The following is a 20,666-nucleotide window of genomic DNA, read 5'->3' on the forward strand; positions in this document are numbered from 1 at the left end:
ATAAAAGATGTTTGTTATGTGCTGCGTTTATACTTACCTCCGATTATTTCTGGCCACAGTACTGGCTTTTACAAGCTGCAACAACCAAAGCGCTCAAAATCAGTTTGCTGATGCTGATTCTCCGGCTCAAACAGGCAAACGGGTAGGCGGCAATTGTGAAACCTGTGAACTAATTTATGTAGGTATGCCTGAAAGTATAAATGCAACCGACACCAGCGCTGCATGGAATAGCGAAGGGCAAAAGCTGGTCGTAACAGGCACTGTTTATAAACCAGGCGGAAAAACACCTGCGCCAAATATTATACTATACTACTGGCAAACAGACCCGGCAGGAGTATATGCAGACAAACCTGGCTTAAATCCCGAAGCAAAGCGACATGGCTATATCAGGGGTTGGGTAAAAACAGATAGGCAAGGAAGGTACACTATCTATACCATCCGCCCCGGCTCCTACCCAAATAGCAACAACCCGCAGCACATACACATGCTGGTAAAAGAGCCACAATTTAAGAATGAGTACTATATCGATGACATTCACTTTGAAGACGATCCTTTAATGACAACTGCCATGAAGCAAAAGATGCGTAATGTAGGAGGAAGTGGCATTGTGAAAGTGCAGCAGCAGAATGGACTTCAGAGTGCTACCCGAGATATTATACTTGGAATGAATGTTTCTGATTATCCGAAGAGATGATATGATTTACTTCCCTCCCTGGCTGTAGCAAAGATGTAAAGCGAATTGCCCAATATGCTGGTGTGTGGCGGGAAGTCTTCAATCAGCCGAACAAGTATGCATACTACCTATATTAATACACAGCGCTGTGTACTTACTGGATACATCACCCCTAAAGTTATACACCATACTTATCAACCTGACTTATCCACATATCCACAAATAGCAGGTGTTTGTACTTACAAAAGCCAAGACTAAAGTATAAATGAGCTGCAATAATTCACAGTTATCAACAAACCTAGAGTGGATAACTGTGGATTTGTGGATAAACAGAAGGGCCTGCTCCATTTCTGAGGCAGGCCCTTCTGTTATTTAGTTGATAACCCGCTGTTACTGGTGCGGAATATTTTTCATTCTTATGTGTAACTCGTTTAGCTGCGTATCCGAAATTGGGGAAGGCGCATCTATCATTACATCGCGACCTGAGTTGTTCTTCGGGAAGGCAATGTAATCGCGAATAGACTCTGAGCCACCAAACAACGTGCAAAGCCTGTCGAAGCCAAAGGCAATACCACCATGCGGCGGAGCACCGTACTCGAATGCGTTCATCAGGAAGCCAAACTGTGCCTCTGCCTCTGCGTGTGAAAAGCCAAGCAAAGTAAACATCTGCTCCTGCAACCTGCGGTCATGGATACGAATAGAGCCGCCACCAACTTCTACACCATTTATCACCATATCGTAAGCATTTGCCCTGATGTCACCCGGACGATCATCAATCAATTCGATATCTTCTGGTTTAGGCGATGTGAACGGATGGTGCATGGCATGCCAACGGTTGCTGTCCTCGTCCCACTCCAGCAGCGGGAAATCAACTACCCAAAGCGGAGAATACACATTTTTATCGCGCAGGCCAAGACGCTCACCCATTTCCAGGCGCAGCTCATTCAGAGCCTTACGTGTTTTGTCTTTGTTTCCGGCAAGTATAAGTATAAGGTCGCCACGCTCAGCATGGAAAGCGCTACCCCAGTGCTGCAGATCGTCAGGAGAATAGAATTTATCTACAGATGACTTTATACTTCCGTCTTCATTAACTCTGGCATAAACAAGACCTGTGGCACCGATCTGTGGGCGCTTCACAAAATCCGTCAATTCATCGAGTTGCTTACGAGTATAGTAGGCTGCACCTTTCGCGTTGATACCTACTACCAGCTCTGCATCGTCGAATACTTTAAAACCTTTGTTCTTTACCAGGTGGTTCAGCTCCACAAAACGCATGTCGAAACGGGTATCTGGTTTATCAGAACCATAGTATTTCATCGCATCTGCATAGGTCATACGTGGCAGCTTGCCCAGCTTAATTCCTTTCTCCTTTTCGAAAAGGTAAGAGATAAAGCCCTCAAACATGTTCAGCACGTCCTCTTGCTTTACAAAAGACATTTCGCAGTCTATCTGGGTAAATTCAGGTTGGCGGTCAGCACGTAAGTCTTCGTCGCGGAAACATTTCACGATCTGGTAATACCTGTCGAAGCCAGACACCATCAGCAGCTGCTTAAATGTCTGCGGCGACTGCGGCAAGGCATAGAACTCACCCGGGTTCATACGGCTAGGCACCACAAAGTCACGGGCACCTTCTGGCGTAGATTTTATAAGCACAGGCGTTTCCACCTCGATAAAATAGTGCTGGTCCAGGTAATTGCGTGTTTCGCGCATCATGCGGTGGCGCAGCTCCAGGTTACGGCGCACAGGTGTACGGCGCAGGTCCAGGTAACGGTATTTCATGCGCAGGTCATCACCTCCGTCAGTCTCGTCTTCGATAAGGAACGGCGGCAGCTTGGCAGGATTTAGCACCTCCAGTTTATGCACCACGATCTCGATAGCACCGGTAGGGATTTTGTCGTTTTTCGAATAACGCTCTACTACCTTACCAACTACTCTTATTACATACTCACGTCCAAGCGTACGGGCTTGATCAATCAGGTTTTGTGGCGTAATCCCTTCTTCGTAAGTTAATTGCGTAATTCCGTAACGGTCACGCATATCCACCCACAGCATACCGCCTTTGTCGCGAAGGCGCTGTACCCATCCGGTTAAAATTACTTCTTCACCAACGTTGTCTAGGCGCAATTCGCCGCAAGTATGAGATCGGAGCATAGTGTCTTGTATAGTTTTATGCAAATGTAATAAATAGTACTTATCGTTTACTTTATCAAAGCCTAAGTTGTTTACTCCAGCAGGTCGCGCATGGTAGCTACATTATTAACCTGAATGGCATCTGGCTCAAGATTGATCATTTTGGTGATGCGTGAGCGCGACTTACCGCCAAACAGCGTTACCTGCAGCCCCTGATCCTTGGCTCTTTTGATCTGTTCTGCAGAAACGCTTTTACCTTCAGCGCAAATGGCATCAAAATTACGTTCAACAGCAATCTTAAAGGCTGCCTCAAAGTCGCCACCTGTATCCAGCATCAGTGGAGTGTCCGGATTTACCTGCCTGAAAGCCTTCAGAAAATCAGGATTTGGAGAGATAAACATCAGCTTCGCGAATGGGTAGTCATACTTCTGCAGCATTTCCAGAAGCGTTTGCGCGTAGTATAAATGCCGCTCCGGATCATGGTTACGAAGGTCTATATGCAGCACAGGCAGTTCGGGATAAATAGCAAAGCGCTGTAGCATTGCCTCCAGGGTTATGATCTCTTCGTCGTGGAAAAGATCATAGAAGAAGCCCCCTTTATACTTTAGCCCAATAACATCTGCAGCAGCATGATTTTCTATCAGGCCAATCTTTTCTGTCATTGAGCTAAGGTCAACATCATGGTAAAGTATAGGAACACCGTCTTTGCTCAACTGCACATCCACTTCTACGCCATCAGCGCCATGCTCTTCCATAGCCTTTACAATGGAGGCCATACTATTGGCAGGCAATGGGTTAAACGGGCTTAATGGCGACATAAAACCGGAACCGGCGTGCCCCAGCACCTGCACATCAGAATTAATTTTAGCGCCAAGACCGAACGGGTAATACAGGAACCCAAACACACCCAGCACCAGCACTCCGGCTATAATCATAAGCCAACCAGTACTGCGGCCTCGCTCTGCTTTTTTAGCTATTCTTTCTCTTGTTGTTTTCAATTTTAAGGGCTTTGTAGCAATTATAAAGCGAAGGTAACACCAATTCTTTTTAAATACCCTTAAATTTGCACCTGCACAACCACAAGCCTATGCAAAGCACAAGCAAAACATCTGTAGCTAAAGCATTTACTGCCGATGCCGCCACACTGGGCCAGCAACCACAGGAGCGTTACCTGATACCTTTGTCGGTTATACTTATCATAGCTTTTGTGTTCCGGATGCTGGCAGCCTTTTTTTCTAAAGGTTATGCATTTAGCGACGATCATTTTGATGTGATTACCATTGCACAGGGCTGGCTGGATGGGCTGCCACTCTGGTTGAATGAACCTATGCCGCCGCGCCACAGCATGCTGTACGTGCTGCTGCACTATGGCTTATTTTATACTTTAGAGGCGATGGGCATCTATAGCCCTGATGTAAAAATGACGGTGGTGCGTGTACTGCACGGGCTGTACTCGATGCTTATTGTGTATTTTGGCTATAAAATAACCGAACACCTGTCTAACAAAACCAACGCAAGGCTGGTAGGTCTTATGCTGGCACTGGTGTGGTTTATGCCTTTTATGAGTGTGCGGAATCTGGTGGAGATGGTGTGCATTCCGCCGTTTATGGCAGCATTTTACTTGATGCTGCGACAGGACCAAGAAGCGCGAAAACGCCTAATGCCATACTTCTGGGCTGGTACTTTGTTTGCGCTTTCTTTTGTATTCCGATATCATACAGTGTTGATGGGAGCTGGAGCAGGTTTAGTACTGCTATACCGAAAACAGTGGAAAGAGTCAATTTCGCTGCTGATAGGTTTTGCCGTAGCAGCTATGTTGATACAAGGCACCATCGACATTATTTACTTCGATTATCCTTTTCACTCAATTGTAGCATATTTTCTCTACAACACAGAACATGCGTATGGCTATAGCACAGGTCCAGTTTATCGTTTTGCTTTAACTATACTTGGCTTTTTGGTGCCTCCGGTTAGCGCCTTTTTAGTTGTGGGATACTCCCGTACAGCTAAACTGGCACCTGCACTGTTCTGGGGTGGTCTGATCTTTTTTGTGGCGCACTCACTGTTCCCGAATAAACAGGAGCGTTTTATACTTCCGCTGTTGCCACTGGTAATGATACTCGGTGTAACTGGCTGGCAGGACTTCGTGAGAACCTCTGCGTTCTGGAGTAAGCGACGAAAACTTTTAGCTGTGTCCTGGGGATTCTTCTGGGTTGTGAATATCCTGGCAGCTGTTGGCCTCGCCTTTACTTATACTAAGAAAAGTCGTGTGGCACCACTAGTGTACTTATCTGAAAAGCAGCACTTGGATGCTGTAGTACTGGAGTTCGGTAACCACAGCGTAAAGACACCGCCCCTCTTCTATCTAAACCGCATCAGCGCCGACTATGACTACTATGTTATTGATGATGACATGGTGTGGGAAGATTACCTGGAAGGCAGAAAGCCGCTGCCGGAGGAATTCGTGATGGTTTATACTTTGAACGGCGATAAAACTACAGCCACACTCGACTCTGTTATACAATCTACACCTTATAAGCCAGACTATGTGGTAGTAGTGGGCACCGACGACATGGAAGAACGAATGGCCCGACTAAACAGCCTGTTTCCAAACCTGAAGCTGGAGCATACCGTTACGCCCTCTTTATACGATAAGGTGTTACACTTCCTGAACCCGCGCGTGCACAAGGATGAACATGTGCAGATCTATGAGGTGGTGAGGTAAACCTGAATTTAATGTTTATAGAATTCTGAAATTAGAAATGAGTTGTAAAGGCCATTACTGGAATGTTCGTTCAAGAACAAGCAGTATAATCTTACTGACTCTCCTTTTTTCACTTCCTTCTTGAGCGGCTTTTCGAGCTGGCTTTGTATAGGAGCCCAAAACGTTATATCTCCTACCTGAAAGAGATACTCGCTTTTAACATCATTTTTTATCGCCTCGGTGTCACCTCCAAACAACTTAAATACATTCAGCATCGAGCGCATTACTCCTGTATCTACTGTTCTGGACTCTCCCAAGTAAGTGGCCATGAACCTATACTTTGCAATTCTGGTGTAGTAATTACTTTTCCCAAGTGTTACATCAATACTATCAGCATATTCCTGCTCATACTTTAATATCTCAGTCAGATTTATTGAATTGTAATTTTTATTCCATTCTTCAAAGCTTTTCTGAGCAAATGCACTCATTGTAGCGCAAAGCAGGATTATTAAAAGCAATGTTGTTTTCTTAGTCATGTGAATTTAATCGTTAGAGATTTACAGGTAAACAGAGCAACTCTCTACCACTGGTGGCGCCTCACACACAATCTGTACTCCAGCTGCTTTCTGTAAGATTGGACTTCATTTACTCTTCTGTCACTTCCCGTAGAATCATCCTTAATTCCTTTATCCGATTCTGCGTTAACTCAGTTTTGCAAGTATATAACATCAGCGGCATAATAGAACCACCCTGGTAGAACTGCTCATATAAACCGCAATGATTGTCTCTTACAACCAGCCAGCTTTTCTGCGCCTTTACCATCAGTCCCTTCGAATTCGGCTCCAATTTCGAAACTATCTCCTTGTACACTTTATTAAGCTCTGCATCGACCCTTTTAAAGTCTTCAGCTGCACAAATATTCATCTCCAACTGTGTCTGCGGATCTTCGCAATTTTGTTTCGCCTGTCCCTGGCCCCAGGCACTGGTAAAGGCAAATGTCAGGAAGAGTAACAGGAATGAATTTCTCATGCTTTCATTTTTTGAAAATAACGGTTTGTACACAAGGAGAATGAGGCGTAGCCGAAGTATAATTCATGTGCTGTGTTGGGTAAAGACACTTTTAGTTTTCGTGCTCACCCCAAGGCTCAAGAAATTCCAACTTCTTATTATTTCCTAATTCGTAAGGGTAGTAATAAGTCAGTCTTCCTTCAACATCTTCATGTTTGATTGATAGAAGTAGAGCGTCTGTTGCAGCGTCATACTTTTCATTTTTTACTCTCACATCATAAGCTATACAATATGCTCTAACTTCCTTCTTATTAAGAGCATCTTCAAAAACAGAGGTCAATCCATTTATTATCTTTTGACTTTCTGGGAATTCTTCTTCGTCAAAGTAACTAAGTGGTGTCAATTCTCCAGATGAGCTAATCTTTGAACCAAATGGGTAGTATTCACCAGAGCCAAGCAGTAGAGTCTCTGCAAAATCAATAGAATAACCTATCAACTTTTCAATGTCACCTTTGACTTTTGGACTCATCTCTTATATACTTTTGATTTTACCCAACTACCTCGTAAAAGTATACAGGTAATTTATAGAGAAATTCCAGAAGAACACGATAACAATGGCGCAGAATTTTGCCACGTAGAAATTAAACCGGAGGCGATCAGTGAGAATGTAAATAATAAAGTTATTTAGCAGCAGCCCTACCAGTGCCACCACCAAAAATTTAGAGTATTGCCAGCCTATCTCAGGATCGTGGCTGCGGAAGGTCCAGATGCGGTTAAGGTAGAAGTTACTGGCACTGGCAAGTATAAACCCGAGGCTATTAGCCACATACTTATTCCATCGCAGTTTTTCTTTGGCTACATAGGTAACACCAAAATCTAGCAGCAGGCCCGAAAATCCGACAGTGCCGAACTTGAGAAACTTAAAAAAGAGATTTTGCAGGTATTCCGACATTAGCTTCAGATTGCTGTAACAAAGGTGTAGTAGCAACAGCAACTGCAAAAGTAACATACTTCATACAGGCAACCAACCCAAATCTGCTGCCCCATACATCCACCTCCTCCCAGCATCTATCGATAAGCACCTGATTCTAAGTTTAATTTGTCGATAAAAGCTGCTGATTAGTATAGTTTATTTTGAATGAATACTAAGAATTATTTAATTGATTATTAGTAAGTTTCACCTAAACAAACACTAACCATGGAACTAGTCATTCAGAACCTATCCAAAACTTATCCGAACGGTACTAAAGCTTTAAAAAACATTAACCTCACCATCCCTAAGGGCATGTTTGGTTTGCTTGGACCTAACGGTGCGGGTAAATCATCGCTGATGCGCACCATTGCCACCCTACAGGAGGCTGACCAGGGAAGCATTATGTTGGGTGACCTGGATGTGCTGCGTGAAAAGGAGGAGATGCGGAAGGTGCTGGGCTACCTGCCCCAGGAGTTTGGTGTTTACCCTAAAGTGTCTGCCGAAGAAATGCTGGATCACTTTGCTGTATTAAAAGGCATCAGCAATTCCAAAGAGCGCCACGAAATAGTAAAGGCGCTGCTGCAGCAAACAAACCTGTACGATGTGCGCAAAAAGAACCTGGGTGGCTATTCTGGTGGTATGAAACAGCGCTTCGGAATTGCACAGGCACTGCTAGGCAACCCTAAAATCATTATCGTGGATGAGCCAACTGCCGGCCTGGATCCTGCTGAGCGTAATCGTTTCCATAACCTGCTTAGCGAGATCGGAGAGAATATCATCGTTATACTTTCCACGCACATTGTGGAAGACGTAACAGACCTCTGCCGCAATTTTGCCATCATCAACAAAGGAGAAGTACTACTAGAAGGCGACCCACTTGAGGTAATAAATGATCTGAAAGGCTGTATCTGGCGCAAGTTTATACACAAAGACGAACTGGTGCAGCACCAACTGCAGCATGAAGTTATCTCATCGCGCCTGTTTGCCGGCAAAACAATCATACATGTGCTCTCTGAGGTACAACCCGGCCCGGAATTCGAAGCTATTGCTCCAGACCTGGAAGATGTGTACTTCAGCAAAATATATGAGGCAAGCCGAAAAGAGCAAGCAAATGAGCAAGAGCTAGTTGTGAATTAGAAGTTGGATTAAACACCATTTCTAATTTTTAACTTTTAATTCATAATTATTAAGCCATGTTTAAAGAGATATTCTTATTCGAATTAAAGTACAGGCTAAAGCGGCCTGCTACTTATATATACTTTGGCCTGCTGTTCCTGATGGCGTTGTTTGCCATGCTGGCGCTGGCTGGAGCTTTTGGCGGCGGTGTTATTATCGGTGATGCCAGTGGTGGTAAAGTAAACGCCAATTCTCCTTATCAGATCAACTGGATTGTAACATTGCTCAGCTGGTTTGGTGTGCTGATAACCTCTGCCATGATGGGGACGCCTATCTTCAGGGATTTCGAACATAAGACCCACTCCCTATACTACACCACGCCAATTTCAAAGGCAGGTTATCTGTTTGGCCGCTTCCTCGGCTCATTCCTGATCACGCTGTTAGTGTTTTTAGGTGTAGCTGTGGGCGCTTGGGCTGGTACAGTTATGCCGTGGGTTGAGCCAGACAAGATCGGGCCGTTTAACCTGATGTGGTACCTGCAGCCTTACCTGACCATTATTATCCCAAATCTTATACTTACCGGGTCCATTTTCTTTACACTTGCTACCCTGACACGCAGTGCGCTTTCTATTTACGTGGGAGGTGTTATTTTTCTGGTGCTTTACGGCGTCTCCAGCAGCCTTACAGCTGACTTAGATAACGAAACTGTTGCCAACCTAGTCGACCCAATGGGTGCATCGGCTATTTACTATACACAACGCTACTGGACCATTGCCGAACGCAATACGCTTATGCTGCCGTTTAGCGAGCATGTCCTGTTAAACCGCGCCCTCTGGACCAGCATAGGTCTCGTGATACTGGCTTTCTGCTATTTCCGTTTCAGTTTCTCTTTTGCCAATACAGGCCTCAAACTTTTCCGCAGGCGTAACAGCGCAGAGGCGGCCGGTGCCTTTGTGCCATCGGAGCGCCTGGCCTTACCTAAAGTTAGCCAACACTTCTCATTTAAACTTAGCTGGCAGCAGTTCCTTAAGCTTACCAAGCTGGAGTTTAAAGGTGTGATAAAAAGCGTTTACTTTATTGCTATTGTTACAGCTGGTATACTTTTTCTGTTTGTTGCAGGCGCCAATATTGGCCAAATGTATGGCACAACTGTGTTCCCTACCACCTCCTCAACAATCATAGTACTTAATGGCACCTTTGCGTTGTTCATCCTGATCATTATTACCTTTTATGCCGGAGAACTGGTGTGGCGTGAGCGCGATAACAGCATCAATCAAATGTACGACGCGCTCCCTATCCCCAATTGGGTGCCTTTTGCCTCTAAGCTATTAGCCCTTATACTGGTGCAGGTAGTACTGCTCTTTGTAGTAATGTTCTGCGGCATCATTATCCAAACGTTTAAAGGCTACTACAACTATGAACTGGACATCTACATAAAAGGGCTGTTCGGGCTGCAGTTGATAGATTACGTGATGCTTTGCGTGCTGGCGATGCTGGTGCAGGTGATCGTGAACAACAAGTATCTTGGCCATTTTGTAATGGTAGTATACTTCCTGCTGAACATTTTTAAAGGTCAGCTAGGCTGGGAGCATAACCTGTACAGCTTCAACTCCGATCCGGGTATAACTTACTCTGCCATGAACGGCTACGGGCATTTTGTATGGCCTTTCACCATTTTCAAAGTTTATTGGGCAGCCTTTGCCATTATACTTGCCGTGCTGGCTAACATGCTGTGGGTGCGGGGATCCGAGTCGATGATCAAGTGGCGCTTTAAACTGGCCGCTTTGCAGCTTAGTAAGCCAACTATGGCTGTAACAGGTGCAGCTATGGCTATATTTATGGTAACAGGCGGCTACATTTACTACAATACCAATGTTCTGAATGACTACCGCAATTCTGATGCCCAGGAAAAGGCTCAGGCTGAGTTTGAGAAGACCTACAAGAAGTATGAAGGAATTCCGCAGCCTCGCATTACCGATGTAAAACTGAATGTAGATATTTATCCGGATGAGCGTGCCTTTGCTTTTCAGGGCTACTTTTGGTTAAAGAACAAGCACAACCAGCCGATCGACTCTATCCACATCATGCTGGATGATAACATCGAGATTAAACAGCTTGAGTTTGCGAAACAAGCCAAAGTTGTGCTTACTGATAAAGAGAATGGCTACCATATTTATCACCTGGCACAGCCGCTGCAGCCCGGTGACTCCTTGCAGCTGAACATGGACCTGTTGTACGAAACCAAAGGCTTCAGAAATAGCGGTTCCAACACGAACATTGTATACAACGGCACTTTCATCAACAGCCAGTATCTGCCTAAAATAGGTTACCAGGAGGCTGTTGAGCTTAGCGATGATGATGTGCGCAAAGAACATGGGCTGGCTCCTAAACTACGCATGGCCGATGTAAACGATGCGGAAGCCAGAAAGAACACCTACATCAGTAAGGAAGCCGACTGGATTAATTTTGAAGCTACCGTGAGTACTGTGCCGGACCAGATTGCCATTGCCCCTGGTTATTTGCAGAAAGAATGGACCAAAGACGGACGCCGTTACTTCCATTACAAGATGGATGCTCCTATCCTTAATTTCTACTCTTTCTTATCGGCAGAGTATGAGGTACTCAAAGACAAATGGAAAAGTAAAGACGGTAAAGAAGTGGCCATTGAGATTTATTACCACAAAGGCCACGAGTATAACCTCGATCGCATGGTGAAGAGTGTGAAGAAGTCGCTGGATTACTTTACAGCTAACTTCAGCCCTTACCAGCACCGCCAGGTCCGCATTATCGAGTTCCCGGGCTATGCCTCCTTTGCGCAGGCCTTCCCGAACACCATTCCGTTTTCTGAGGCTATTGGCTTTATTGCCGATGTAGACGACAGCGACCCTGAGGATATTGATTATCCGTTCTACATCACAGCCCACGAGGTGGCGCACCAATGGTGGGCACACCAGGTAATTGGCGGCGATGTACAGGGCTCTGTGCTTATGTCTGAAACCATGAGCCAGTATAGTGCCTTGATGGTAATGAAGCATGAGTATGGCGAAGAACGCATGAACAAATTCCTAAAGTATGAGTTAAACTCTTACTTAACAGGACGAACCGCTGAAAGCAAAAAAGAAATGCCACTTTACCGTGTTGAAAATCAAGGCTATATCCACTACAGAAAAGGTAGTCTGGTAATGTATGCTTTGGCCAATTACATCGGTGAAGATAAGCTGAACGATGCGCTGCAGCGCTACATAAAAAAAGTTGCTTTCCAGGAGGCGCCCTATACTAATTCTATCGAGTTCATGCAGTATATTCGTGCCGCCGCTCCAGACTCGTTGCAGTACCTCGTAACCGATATGTTCGAAAACATTACGCTTTACGAGAACAAGGCTACCGAGGCAAAATACACCAAACTTAAAAATGGAAAGTATAAAGTCAATTTTACAGTTGACGCAAAGAAACTTTATGCCGACAGTTTAGGTTCTGAAAGCGAAGCCGTTATGAATGACTGGATTGATATCGGTGTACTTGCCCGTGAGAAAGTTGACGGGCAATGGCAGGACCAGCCGCTGTACCTTAAAAAGCACAAGCTAAAGGCGGGCCAGAATAAATTTGAGTTCGTTGTGGATAAAAAGCCAGCTAAAGCAGGCATCGATCCATACAATATCCTGATAGACCGAAATCCATCGGATAATACAAAGACATTGTCGGAAGGCTGATTCCAGCACCGGCAATAAGGCAAACTTGTTTAAGGTGAGATGTAAGTAAGAATTGCCTTACGCACTAAAAATCTACGTGACGTTAGGGAGAAGCCATACTCAATGAGTATGGCTTCTTTGTTTTTATACTTGTTTGAGCAGTGTTCTACTTAAATAGCCCGCCTAACTTACCTCCAAGGCCTTTGCCAAGCGAATCTTTTATACTTCCCCCCACCAGGCTGCCCAGTATATCTGACTGGCCCAAATTATCGGATGCCATTTTACCGGACACTTTCTGGATAATAAAGTTAATCGCAAAGGGCGCCACCTGCTGAGCTATGTTTTCGGGTATTCCAACTTTAGAAGTAAGATCGGTAACATACTTACTTATCATCGAATTAACTCCAGAGCCGCCAGCATCACCTTTTAGCATATTCATGGCGCCACCTACATCGCCGCTGGTAGCTCTGTTTTTAACTTCGTGCAGCAGGTTATCTTTGGCCAGGTCTACAGATCGGTTGGCCGCATCAGGTTGCAAATGAAATTTATTTTGCAATTCGCCGGTCAGTTGTCCCTTTACCTGGTCTATAATGTTGTCTAGCATAGTTATAGGTTAATTTGATTTATACTTTAGTTGCTCTCAAGTATAACGTTAATAACTGCATCAGGATGTACTTCAGGAATTTTAGAGGCCACTTTTGCGTTAGGTACTTTGGCAAAGTAATTGCACTAAATCCGGTAGATTCGCCGTTTTACTCAATAATTTTATAGCTTTGCCCCTCCATACATATGAATATGCGTTACATAGCTTTTTTAGCCATTTTACTTCTGGCCGGAGCCACTTTTGGTCAAGCCAAACTCAAGAAAACCCAGATCAGCAAAGAGATTTCTGTTATGCTGCCGCGTGATTTCACGCCAATGCCCGATGATGGGATAGCACGCCGTTACCCTGCCACTACCAAGCCGCTTGCCGTGTTTACCAGCCCTAATGGGCAGATTGATTTCAGCGTAACACAGAAGGGTACTCCATTCAGGTCACGTGACCTGAACATGCTGCAAGAAGTATATAAGGCAAACCTCTTGGAGAGATTCACCGACGTGGATTTCATCCGTGAAGAAATTGTTGATATAAAAGGAGAGCAATACATTGTTTTCGAGTTCGTGTCCAAAATGGCAGATGAGCGTGGCGTAACAAACCTGGCTCCTGTTCAAAAGTATAGCATCGTGCAGTATACTATAAAAGGTAACCAGTTGATGGTGTTTACCATGCATGCACCTTTTATGCTGAAAAACGACTGGCAGCAAACGATGCGTGAAGTAATGAGCTCTATCAAGATAAAAGTATAAATGTCATTTATACTTTAAGAAAGCCTCTCTTGCAAAAGGGAGGCTTTTTTGTTCTATACATGCCTAAACGGAAGTATACCTTTCGTAAACCAGCATATCTTATACCTTTGCACTTATGGCAACAGATTTTTTATCGATACATAGCGACGAACATTTTATGCAGCAGGCCTACAGGCAGGCGCAGCAGGCGTTTGAGGAAGGCGAGATTCCGATAGGTGCGGTAGTGGTAGCCAATAACCGTATTATAGCCAAAGCTTATAACCAGACCGAGAAGCTGAACGACGTTACAGCCCATGCCGAAATGCTGGCCCTGACAGCAGCTGCCGAATACCTGGGAAACAAATACCTGAACGAGTGTACGCTTTATGTTACCGTAGAGCCTTGTGTGATGTGTGCCGGCGCCAGCTATTGGGCACAGCTAAAGCGGGTGGTATTCGGAACATCAGAACCGAAGCGCGGTTATAGACGTGTAGGTAATTTACTGCACCCTAAGACAGAGATGGTAAGCGGCGTTATGGCACAGGAATGCGCCGAGTTGATGTCGTCTTTCTTTGCAGGAAAAAGAAATTAACTAACTTTGAAACGAAGACGTACACGTTAAAACTGTGTACGACATATAATTTTTCACATATAAACATACATAAAACTATGGCTTTCGAACTTCCGAAACTACCTTATGCTTACGATGCTCTGGAGCCGCACATCGATGCGCGCACCATGGAAATCCACCATACAAAACACCACCAGGCTTACACTGATAACCTGAACAAGGCTATCGCAGGCACTGACATGGAGAACATGAGCATCGAAGAGATTATGCGCAATGTTAAAGAAGACAACAAAGCTGTTCGTAACAATGGTGGTGGCTACTACAACCATAACCTGTTCTGGACAGTGCTTTCTCCTAACGGTGGCGGCCAACCTTCCGGCGAACTTGCTGATGCAATCAACTCTGCTTTTGGTTCATTCGACCAGATGAAAGAGAAATTTAACGCAGCTGCGGCTACTCGTTTCGGTTCTGGCTGGGCATGGCTTTGCGTAAAAGGCGGAAAGCTGGAGATTTGCTCTACTCCTAACCAGGATAACACGCTGATGTCGTTTGCAGAAGGTTGCGGCGGCCAGCCAATTCTTGGCCTGGATGTGTGGGAGCACGCCTATTACCTGAACTACCAGAACCGTCGTCCGGACTACATTAACGCTTTCTGGAACGTGGTAAACTGGGATGAGGTAACCCGTCGTTACAACGAAGCAAAATAAGTATACTTTATACTTTAACAGAAAAGCCCCACCGGAAACGGCGGGGCTTTTCTGTTTTAGCACTGCAGAGACGTCATATCTTGCGTCTCCTAAATCAGTAGTCTATTTCTGTGCTACCTTATCGTGGCGGGCCTTATAAGAGGCTACTCCGGCATCCAGAAAATTAACAAAGTTCTCTACGTTTAAGTCGTAAGCGATTGGCTTAACCAGCACGTTTTCCTGGGCATCCATCAGCACATAGTATGGCTGGGCATTCACATTAAATTTCGTTATCTGGTAGTCAGCATACTTTTTACCAATAGTAGCTTTCTCTTTGCCATCGTAATCGCTAATATACTTCTCCGACTCAGCCAGCTCGGTTTTGTCGTCCACATACAGAGCTACGATCACATAGTCTTCACGCAGGCGTTTAAGCACCGCTGGGTCAGACCATACATTGGCCTCCATTTCGCGGCAGTTAACGCAGCCATGGCCGGTAAAATCAATAAAGATAGGCTTACCCTGTTCTGCAGCGCATTTCTTTGCCTGCTCCAGGTCGAAATAACCCTGCAGGCCATGTGGCAAGTGCAGAAAATCTGCATACTTAGGCGTTTCGCACAACTGATTATCAGCAGATGCTACGGCTGTTCCACTGCCATTCTGCCGAATAATAGTGTTGATATCGAAGTCCTGGGTAGTTTGCGGCGGCAGATAACCGGATAATGCCTTAAGCGGCGCTCCGAACATACCCGGTATCAGGTATACTACAAATGCAAAGGTTGCCAGCGCCAGAAATAAACGGGGCACGCTTAAGTATGGCAAGTCCGAATCGTGTGAGAACTTAAGCTTGCCAAGAAGGTAAAAGCCCATCAGCGTAAATATCACGATCCACAGGGCTAAGTATACTTCGCGGTCCAGTATTCCCCAGTGGTATACTTGGTCGGCCACACTTAGGAATTTAAGGGCAAGCGCCAGTTCTATAAAACCCAGTACCACCTTAACAGAATTAAGCCAGCCACCGGACTTCGGCAGACTGCTCAACCAAGACGGGAAAACAGCGAATAGTGTAAAAGGAAGGGCAAACGCCAACGAAAACCCAAACATACCCACTACAGGTCGAAGTGTTTCGCCTCCGGCAGATGCCACCAGTATGCTACCCACAATCGGGCCTGTGCAAGAGAATGAAACCAGCACCAGTGTTAGCGACATAAAAAAGACGCCTAAAAGGCCGCCTCTATCTGCCTGTGCATCTACCTTTGTAAGAAAAGAGCTGGGTAGCGTAATCTCGAACAAGCCGAAGAAAGACATGGCAAAGATGATGAACACCGCAAAGAACAGCAGGTTCGGAAACCAGTGTGTACTTATAAAGTTAGCGCCATCGGCCCCAAATAATTTAGCTACCACCGTACCTACCAAAGTATAAATAGCAATAATAGAGAGTCCATATACCAAAGCTTTGAAGATGCCCTCTCCCCTATTTGTGCTGTTACTTGTAAAAAAGCTAACCGTCATGGGGATCATCGGGAAAACGCAGGGTGTAAGAAGAGCACCTAAACCAAACACAAAGGCAATCAGCATAAACGACCACAGATCACCTGCCTCATCACCAGGAGCCGGCTCAGACAAGGCTGAAGGTATGCTTTCTGCTTCTGTTTCGGCAGTTTCACCGGTCTCAGCGACTATTGCTATTTTGTCTGCCTCTGTCTCTTCAGCGTTCACATTATCAGCCGGGGCTGTGGTTACTTCGTCTGTTCCGAATACAGGAGAGGCAGGTTGTTGTGTCTTGTTAAGCGTTTCCTGCTGGGCCGGTTTCTGCTCTGCTGCCCCGGACTTAGTTGCCGGCGCTACTTCACCGCTTATGTTTAGTTGCTTGTTAGTAAAGGTAAATGTATCGTCAAAAGGAATGCAGCGGCCATCAACATCCGTACAAACCTGGTATTCATAGCTACCCTTCACTAACAGCTCTGGCTTAAGCACGCGGATCTTCTGCCTGAACTGGGCTGTGCCTACAAAGTAAGTGTACTCTCCCTCCCACAGCTCATCATACTTCTTCTTCGGCTTAACAGGCACAATTTTACCTATCAGCTCGTAAGACGGATGCTTCTGAAACTTGAATTCCGTTACCATTGGCCCCAGGTCAGGGTCAAAATCAGACGAGTACAGGTACCAGTCCTTGTCAATGCGCACGTTAAAGATAAGTTCTACCTCCTCACCTACAGCGGCCTGTTTCTTCGAAACGTCGTAGCTCCAGGTGACAGGCTTAAGTACCTGTGCCTGTGCAATGAAAATGGTTAAAAGCAAAAGCAGCCAGGTGGCCATCAGTTGCTTCACTATTATTTTTTTGTTCATGGGTGATGCTATAATAAAGCGTGTAGCGAGTTACTATAAGAACCAGCTTCACATACTTTAATGTTCAAGTTTACAATGCAAAAGTATAGAATTTTGTTTGGAAGCTCTTTATTGACTACTCCTTTCAGATAAACAACGCTTCTGCTCCCCTTAATGCTTGATAAGCTGCTCCAGATTACAATTATTACTAATCCTGCTCACCATACTTAATCTAAAATATAAAAATAAACTCTTAATAATAGTACAAATTAATGATACGCAATACTATAAAAGCACTTCTCACAGCTTTTAAAGGCACTTTTATACTTTATCTTAGCTTGAGTAGCTCGTAAATCAATACAAAAAGTAATATTTTTTATAAAATTATTTAATATAAATACAACTATACTTCTATATATACCGTAATATATCCTATTAAAAATATGCTTATTCATATTTGCTATTAATTAAGCATACTTCACCTATAAAAATAGCACATTAACGGACAACAAAGCATACCTTGAACTACAAAAGGAATTTAAAAAGGAAGCATATTGTATAACTTGTATTAGAATAAATTGCACCTGTAACACACTATGAAAAATTATGCAACAGAACAGCAAGCGCTCTTGCTTAGAACAGAGTGCGGAAAAGAATACAGCCAGGCATTCAGAGCCATTAAGCTGGTTCGTGATGAAAAGCATAACTTTCATGTAGTGTACAGGACCTACTCTGATGAGTATATTTATTCTTCCTGCAATCCCTTCCAGGATACTTATGCGGCAGAAACATACAAGTTAATTACTGAGGCAGAGGCAAAGCAGATCTTTCTGCACCGCCTGTCACAGGACAACGCTCGTGAGTTATTCAGCACCGCAGAAGCGTTCAACAAGCAAATTACCCTCTGAACTAGCTGGTAAGTATCCAGAAACAAAAAGGTGCCTCTACGGGGGCACCTTTTTGTTTTAATGTCAACTAAAAAATCTAAATTACGAAGTATAACGTTATGCATACTAGTATATAAACTTTAACATATATACATGCTTTTGCATTTGTCTCGTAGCACAAACATGTAATTTAGTTTAAATTTACAGCTTGCATTTATTTGCCGGGTACACAACTATGATATTAGACATACTTTTAACCATATTTCTTGTTCTGCTTAACGGGTTCTTTGTGGCTGCAGAGTTTGCTATCGTAAAAGTGAGGTCTTCGCAGATAGAATTGCGCGCGCAGGCTGGCAGCGCCATGGCAAAGATGGCTCACCGCATGATCACCCACTTAGATGCATACCTCTCGGCTACACAGTTGGGTATCACGCTGGCATCTCTGGGCCTAGGTTGGATAGGTGAGAGTGTGGTGGCCAAAATGGTAATAAATGTGATGGTGTTCTTTGGTTTTAGCGGCAACGAGGAGCTGGCACATACCATAGCACTTCCGGTATCTTTTGCTATTATCACGGTACTGCATATCGTATTCGGGGAACTGGCACCCAAGTCGCTGGCTATCCAACGCTCCGAGTCTACTTCGCTAGCAGTAGCCTACCCTCTTCGCTTCTTCTACGTTGTATTTAGCCCTTTTATCTGGATGCTGAATGGTTTGGCCAACATGGTGCTGCGCGGCATGGGTATACGACCTGTACATGGTGCCGAAGTTCACTCGGCAGAAGAGTTACGCTTGCTCTTTGAGCAGAGCGCCGAAGGTGGCGCCATACATGAAGGCCACCACGAGCTGATCGAAAATGTGTTTCAGTTTAACGAGCGCATGGTAAAGCAGATCCTGGTGCCCCGCACCAAAATGGTTGCCATAGACGTAAACATACCGGAAGATGAGTTGATGGAGGTGATCTTTAACGAAGGCTATTCGCGCCTGCCGGTTTACAATGGCAATATCGATAATATTGTGGGTATTCTGTATGTAAAAGATATCCTGAGTATAATGCGCCTCGGCAAACCTATAAACATCGAGCAGTTGATGCGCCCAGCCTATTTTGTGCCTGAAACAAAGAAAATAAACTTACTCCTGAAGCAGTTCCAGCGGCGCCACATGCACATGGCCATCGCCACCGACGAGTTTGGAGGAGTGTCTGGTATCGTAACCATTGAGGATATCATTGAAGAGTTGGTTGGAGAGATACAGGACGAGTACGACGAAGAAGCACCTATTGTAGAGCGCATCAACGACTTTGAGTATAAAGTGAACGGCTCGGCTGCCATCGGCGATGCCAACGATTATCTGCCTTACTCGCTGCCAGAGGGCGAGGACTACGAAACAGTTGGCGGGCTTATGAACGTGGTTTACGGCCATATCCCAGAAAACCTGAACGAGGTAACCAGCTTTAACCAATACGATGTGCGCGTGCTAGAGAAGTCTGACAGGCGCGTAGAGTGGGTGCTGCTGACGGTAAGAGAAGAGGCACGCGACGAGATTAGCTAACAAAGGATGAGGCGCCACGAAAGCATTGTTCCTATTTCGAGGCAACACCACAGGGGCTTGCTAACGGCAAGACTGCTGCAACATGGGGCACCACCTTACAAAGGCATGCCTGCTACACCAGAAGCAAAACGGGACTACGCATTAAACTTTCTGCAGCAGCACCTGCTGCCACATTTCAGGCTGGAGGAAGAAACTGTATTTAAGCTGGCTCCTGAAGTATCAGAAGAACTTGCGCAACAGACAAAACACCTGCAGGAACAGCACCAGCATTTGGAGAACTTAATAGTTGCACTGCCTGATGCCACCAGCGTAGACTTACCAGACAAGTTACACAAAATTGGGAAGCTCCTGGAGCAGCACATACGTCACGAAGAGCGGGTATTTTTTGAGCAGCTACAGCAGGAGCTTCCGGATGAGAAATTAAAAGTACTGCAGCAACTGGTGCTGCAGCATTTGAACGGGTAAGCTTGTATGATCCTATTGCCCGGTAAACCAGCTGCTGTACATCACATAATTATTGGCTACTTTGTCCAAGCCTGCTATCTGCTCCTCGCTTAGCTGCTTTACCTTTTTGGCCGGTATGCCCGCGTAAATCCAACCCGACTCGCAAACGGTATTTTCCAGCACAATGGCCCCGGCCGCCACAATAGCGTTTTTCTGCACCAGCGCATTGTCCATTACAATTGAGCCCATCCCTATCAGCACATTGTCCTCTACTGTACAACCGTGCACAATGGCATTATGCCCGATAGATACATTGTTGCCAATGGTGGTTGCTGCTTTTTCGTAGGTGCAATGTATTACAGCGCCGTCCTGTATGTTTGTTTTGTTTCCTATCCGGATGCTGTTCACATCGCCACGGATTACGGCATTAAACCAAACAGAGCAGTTGCTGCCCATGATCACATCACCTACAATAGTCGCGTTGGGAGCAATAAAGCACTCATCTCCCATCTGTGGCTTAACTCCTTTTACCGGAAGTATAACTGGCATATCTTTTAAATTATGAATTTCAAATTAAGAATT

19 protein-coding genes are annotated in these 20,666 nt (G+C 45.0%); 10 read left to right on the forward strand and 9 right to left on the reverse strand.

Annotation, left to right across the window (positions count from 1 at the left end):
* Positions 1 to 7 precede the first annotated feature (7 nt).
* Positions 8 to 694, forward strand: coding sequence for a dioxygenase family protein (locus tag H8S84_RS12950; protein ID WP_187067755.1), 687 nt, complete (start codon positions 8 to 10; stop codon positions 692 to 694).
* Positions 695 to 1,063: 369 nt separating this feature from the next.
* Here H8S84_RS12950 and aspS read toward each other — a convergent pair whose 3' ends face one another.
* Both aspS and H8S84_RS12960 read right to left on the reverse strand, forming a co-directional pair.
* Positions 1,064 to 2,824, reverse strand: a complete 1,761-nt coding sequence (gene aspS / locus H8S84_RS12955; protein ID WP_187067756.1) for an aspartate--tRNA ligase — start codon at positions 2,822 to 2,824, stop codon at positions 1,064 to 1,066.
* 71 nt (positions 2,825 to 2,895) lie between these two features.
* Positions 2,896 to 3,801, reverse strand: coding sequence for a glycerophosphodiester phosphodiesterase (locus tag H8S84_RS12960; RefSeq protein ID WP_230407168.1), 906 nt, complete (start codon positions 3,799 to 3,801; stop codon positions 2,896 to 2,898).
* Between the two features lie 89 nt (positions 3,802 to 3,890).
* Between H8S84_RS12960 and H8S84_RS12965 the strand changes: the two genes are divergently transcribed.
* Positions 3,891 to 5,528, forward strand: a complete 1,638-nt coding sequence (locus H8S84_RS12965; RefSeq protein WP_187067757.1) for a glycosyltransferase family 39 protein — start codon at positions 3,891 to 3,893, stop codon at positions 5,526 to 5,528.
* An 8-nt stretch (positions 5,529 to 5,536) separates the two neighbouring features.
* Here H8S84_RS12965 and H8S84_RS12970 read toward each other — a convergent pair whose 3' ends face one another.
* The 4 genes from H8S84_RS12970 to H8S84_RS12985 all read right to left on the reverse strand — a co-directional run bounded on the left by H8S84_RS12970 (position 5,537) and on the right by H8S84_RS12985 (position 7,467).
* Complete coding sequence (locus H8S84_RS12970) at positions 5,537 to 6,043, reverse strand: hypothetical protein (protein WP_187067758.1); 507 nt, start codon at positions 6,041 to 6,043, stop codon at positions 5,537 to 5,539.
* A gap of 109 nt (positions 6,044 to 6,152) precedes the next feature.
* Positions 6,153 to 6,536 carry a lysozyme inhibitor LprI family protein gene (locus tag H8S84_RS12975; protein ID WP_187067759.1) on the reverse strand — a complete coding sequence of 128 codons (384 nt, stop codon included), beginning with the start codon at positions 6,534 to 6,536 and terminating at the stop codon, positions 6,153 to 6,155.
* A gap of 91 nt (positions 6,537 to 6,627) precedes the next feature.
* Complete coding sequence (locus tag H8S84_RS12980) at positions 6,628 to 7,044, reverse strand: hypothetical protein (protein WP_187067760.1); 417 nt, start codon at positions 7,042 to 7,044, stop codon at positions 6,628 to 6,630.
* 27 nt (positions 7,045 to 7,071) lie between these two features.
* Positions 7,072 to 7,467, reverse strand: a complete 396-nt coding sequence (locus H8S84_RS12985) for a GtrA family protein (RefSeq protein WP_187067761.1) — start codon at positions 7,465 to 7,467, stop codon at positions 7,072 to 7,074.
* A 246-nt stretch (positions 7,468 to 7,713) separates the two neighbouring features.
* On the opposite strand from H8S84_RS12985, the gene H8S84_RS12990 reads away from it, so the two are divergent.
* A complete protein-coding gene (locus H8S84_RS12990; protein WP_187067762.1) occupies positions 7,714 to 8,625 on the forward strand; it encodes an ABC transporter ATP-binding protein in 912 nt (303 codons plus the stop codon).
* 56 nt (positions 8,626 to 8,681) lie between these two features.
* Positions 8,682 to 12,314 (forward strand): ABC transporter permease/M1 family aminopeptidase, encoded by a 3,633-nt coding sequence (locus tag H8S84_RS12995; protein ID WP_187067763.1) that lies wholly within the window; start codon positions 8,682 to 8,684, stop codon positions 12,312 to 12,314.
* Positions 12,315 to 12,459: 145 nt separating this feature from the next.
* Here the strand turns inward: H8S84_RS12995 and H8S84_RS13000 are convergent, their stop codons facing one another.
* Complete coding sequence (locus tag H8S84_RS13000) at positions 12,460 to 12,897, reverse strand: hypothetical protein (RefSeq protein ID WP_187067764.1); 438 nt, start codon at positions 12,895 to 12,897, stop codon at positions 12,460 to 12,462.
* A gap of 191 nt (positions 12,898 to 13,088) precedes the next feature.
* Here H8S84_RS13000 and H8S84_RS13005 point away from each other — a divergent pair, with 191 nt between their 5' ends.
* The 3 genes from H8S84_RS13005 (at position 13,089) to H8S84_RS13015 (ending at position 14,897) form a co-directional block, all read left to right on the forward strand.
* Positions 13,089 to 13,640 (forward strand): hypothetical protein, encoded by a 552-nt coding sequence (locus H8S84_RS13005; protein ID WP_230407169.1) that lies wholly within the window; start codon positions 13,089 to 13,091, stop codon positions 13,638 to 13,640.
* Positions 13,641 to 13,755: 115 nt separating this feature from the next.
* Positions 13,756 to 14,211 carry a nucleoside deaminase gene (locus H8S84_RS13010; protein ID WP_230407170.1) on the forward strand — a complete coding sequence of 152 codons (456 nt, stop codon included), beginning with the start codon at positions 13,756 to 13,758 and terminating at the stop codon, positions 14,209 to 14,211.
* A gap of 77 nt (positions 14,212 to 14,288) precedes the next feature.
* The gene (locus H8S84_RS13015) at positions 14,289 to 14,897 is read left to right on the forward strand and encodes a superoxide dismutase (protein ID WP_187067766.1); all 609 of its coding nucleotides are present in this window, start codon (positions 14,289 to 14,291) and stop codon (positions 14,895 to 14,897) included.
* Between the two features lie 102 nt (positions 14,898 to 14,999).
* On the opposite strand, the gene H8S84_RS13020 is transcribed toward H8S84_RS13015, so the two are convergent.
* Positions 15,000 to 17,225, reverse strand: coding sequence for a protein-disulfide reductase DsbD family protein (locus H8S84_RS13020; RefSeq protein WP_187067767.1), 2,226 nt, complete (start codon positions 17,223 to 17,225; stop codon positions 15,000 to 15,002).
* A gap of 575 nt (positions 17,226 to 17,800) precedes the next feature.
* On the opposite strand from H8S84_RS13020, the gene H8S84_RS13025 reads away from it, so the two are divergent.
* From H8S84_RS13025 to H8S84_RS13035, 3 genes are all read left to right on the forward strand, one after another.
* Positions 17,801 to 18,112, forward strand: coding sequence for a hypothetical protein (locus H8S84_RS13025; protein WP_187067768.1), 312 nt, complete (start codon positions 17,801 to 17,803; stop codon positions 18,110 to 18,112).
* A gap of 214 nt (positions 18,113 to 18,326) precedes the next feature.
* Entirely contained in the window at positions 18,327 to 19,640 is a 1,314-nt protein-coding gene (locus tag H8S84_RS13030; protein WP_187067769.1) for a hemolysin family protein, read from the forward strand.
* Positions 19,641 to 19,646: 6 nt separating this feature from the next.
* Positions 19,647 to 20,105: a hemerythrin domain-containing protein gene (locus H8S84_RS13035; protein WP_187067770.1), complete on the forward strand. Its 459-nt coding sequence runs from the start codon at positions 19,647 to 19,649 to the stop codon at positions 20,103 to 20,105.
* 12 nt (positions 20,106 to 20,117) lie between these two features.
* Here the strand turns inward: H8S84_RS13035 and H8S84_RS13040 are convergent, their stop codons facing one another.
* Positions 20,118 to 20,633 (reverse strand): gamma carbonic anhydrase family protein, encoded by a 516-nt coding sequence (locus H8S84_RS13040; RefSeq protein WP_187067771.1) that lies wholly within the window; start codon positions 20,631 to 20,633, stop codon positions 20,118 to 20,120.
* Positions 20,634 to 20,666: the final 33 nt, after the last annotated feature.

This window comes from Pontibacter cellulosilyticus (genome assembly GCF_014306105.1).
Classification (GTDB): Bacteria; Bacteroidota; Bacteroidia; order Cytophagales; family Hymenobacteraceae; genus Pontibacter; species Pontibacter cellulosilyticus.

What these genes read in the sequence shown, in the direction of transcription:
- H8S84_RS13035 (WP_187067770.1), top strand. Translation starts at nt 19,647, where the DNA reads ATGAGGCGCCACGAAAGCATTGTTCCTATTTCGAGGCAACACCACAGG.
- H8S84_RS13030 (WP_187067769.1), top strand. Translation starts at nt 18,327, where the DNA reads ATGATATTAGACATACTTTTAACCATATTTCTTGTTCTGCTTAACGGG.
- H8S84_RS12980 (WP_187067760.1), bottom strand. Translation starts at nt 7,044, where the DNA reads ATGAGTCCAAAAGTCAAAGGTGACATTGAAAAGTTGATAGGTTATTCT.
- aspS (WP_187067756.1), bottom strand. Translation starts at nt 2,824, where the DNA reads ATGCTCCGATCTCATACTTGCGGCGAATTGCGCCTAGACAACGTTGGT.
- H8S84_RS13020 (WP_187067767.1), bottom strand. Translation starts at nt 17,225, where the DNA reads ATGAACAAAAAAATAATAGTGAAGCAACTGATGGCCACCTGGCTGCTT.
- H8S84_RS12985 (WP_187067761.1), bottom strand. Translation starts at nt 7,467, where the DNA reads ATGTCGGAATACCTGCAAAATCTCTTTTTTAAGTTTCTCAAGTTCGGC.
- H8S84_RS12950 (WP_187067755.1), top strand. Translation starts at nt 8, where the DNA reads ATGTTTGTTATGTGCTGCGTTTATACTTACCTCCGATTATTTCTGGCC.
- H8S84_RS13005 (WP_230407169.1), top strand. Translation starts at nt 13,089, where the DNA reads ATGCGTTACATAGCTTTTTTAGCCATTTTACTTCTGGCCGGAGCCACT.
- H8S84_RS12970 (WP_187067758.1), bottom strand. Translation starts at nt 6,043, where the DNA reads ATGACTAAGAAAACAACATTGCTTTTAATAATCCTGCTTTGCGCTACA.
- H8S84_RS13025 (WP_187067768.1), top strand. Translation starts at nt 17,801, where the DNA reads ATGAAAAATTATGCAACAGAACAGCAAGCGCTCTTGCTTAGAACAGAG.
- H8S84_RS13040 (WP_187067771.1), bottom strand. Translation starts at nt 20,633, where the DNA reads ATGCCAGTTATACTTCCGGTAAAAGGAGTTAAGCCACAGATGGGAGAT.
- H8S84_RS12975 (WP_187067759.1), bottom strand. Translation starts at nt 6,536, where the DNA reads ATGAGAAATTCATTCCTGTTACTCTTCCTGACATTTGCCTTTACCAGT.
- H8S84_RS12965 (WP_187067757.1), top strand. Translation starts at nt 3,891, where the DNA reads ATGCAAAGCACAAGCAAAACATCTGTAGCTAAAGCATTTACTGCCGAT.
- H8S84_RS13000 (WP_187067764.1), bottom strand. Translation starts at nt 12,897, where the DNA reads ATGCTAGACAACATTATAGACCAGGTAAAGGGACAACTGACCGGCGAA.
- H8S84_RS12995 (WP_187067763.1), top strand. Translation starts at nt 8,682, where the DNA reads ATGTTTAAAGAGATATTCTTATTCGAATTAAAGTACAGGCTAAAGCGG.
- H8S84_RS12990 (WP_187067762.1), top strand. Translation starts at nt 7,714, where the DNA reads ATGGAACTAGTCATTCAGAACCTATCCAAAACTTATCCGAACGGTACT.
- H8S84_RS13015 (WP_187067766.1), top strand. Translation starts at nt 14,289, where the DNA reads ATGGCTTTCGAACTTCCGAAACTACCTTATGCTTACGATGCTCTGGAG.
- H8S84_RS13010 (WP_230407170.1), top strand. Translation starts at nt 13,756, where the DNA reads ATGGCAACAGATTTTTTATCGATACATAGCGACGAACATTTTATGCAG.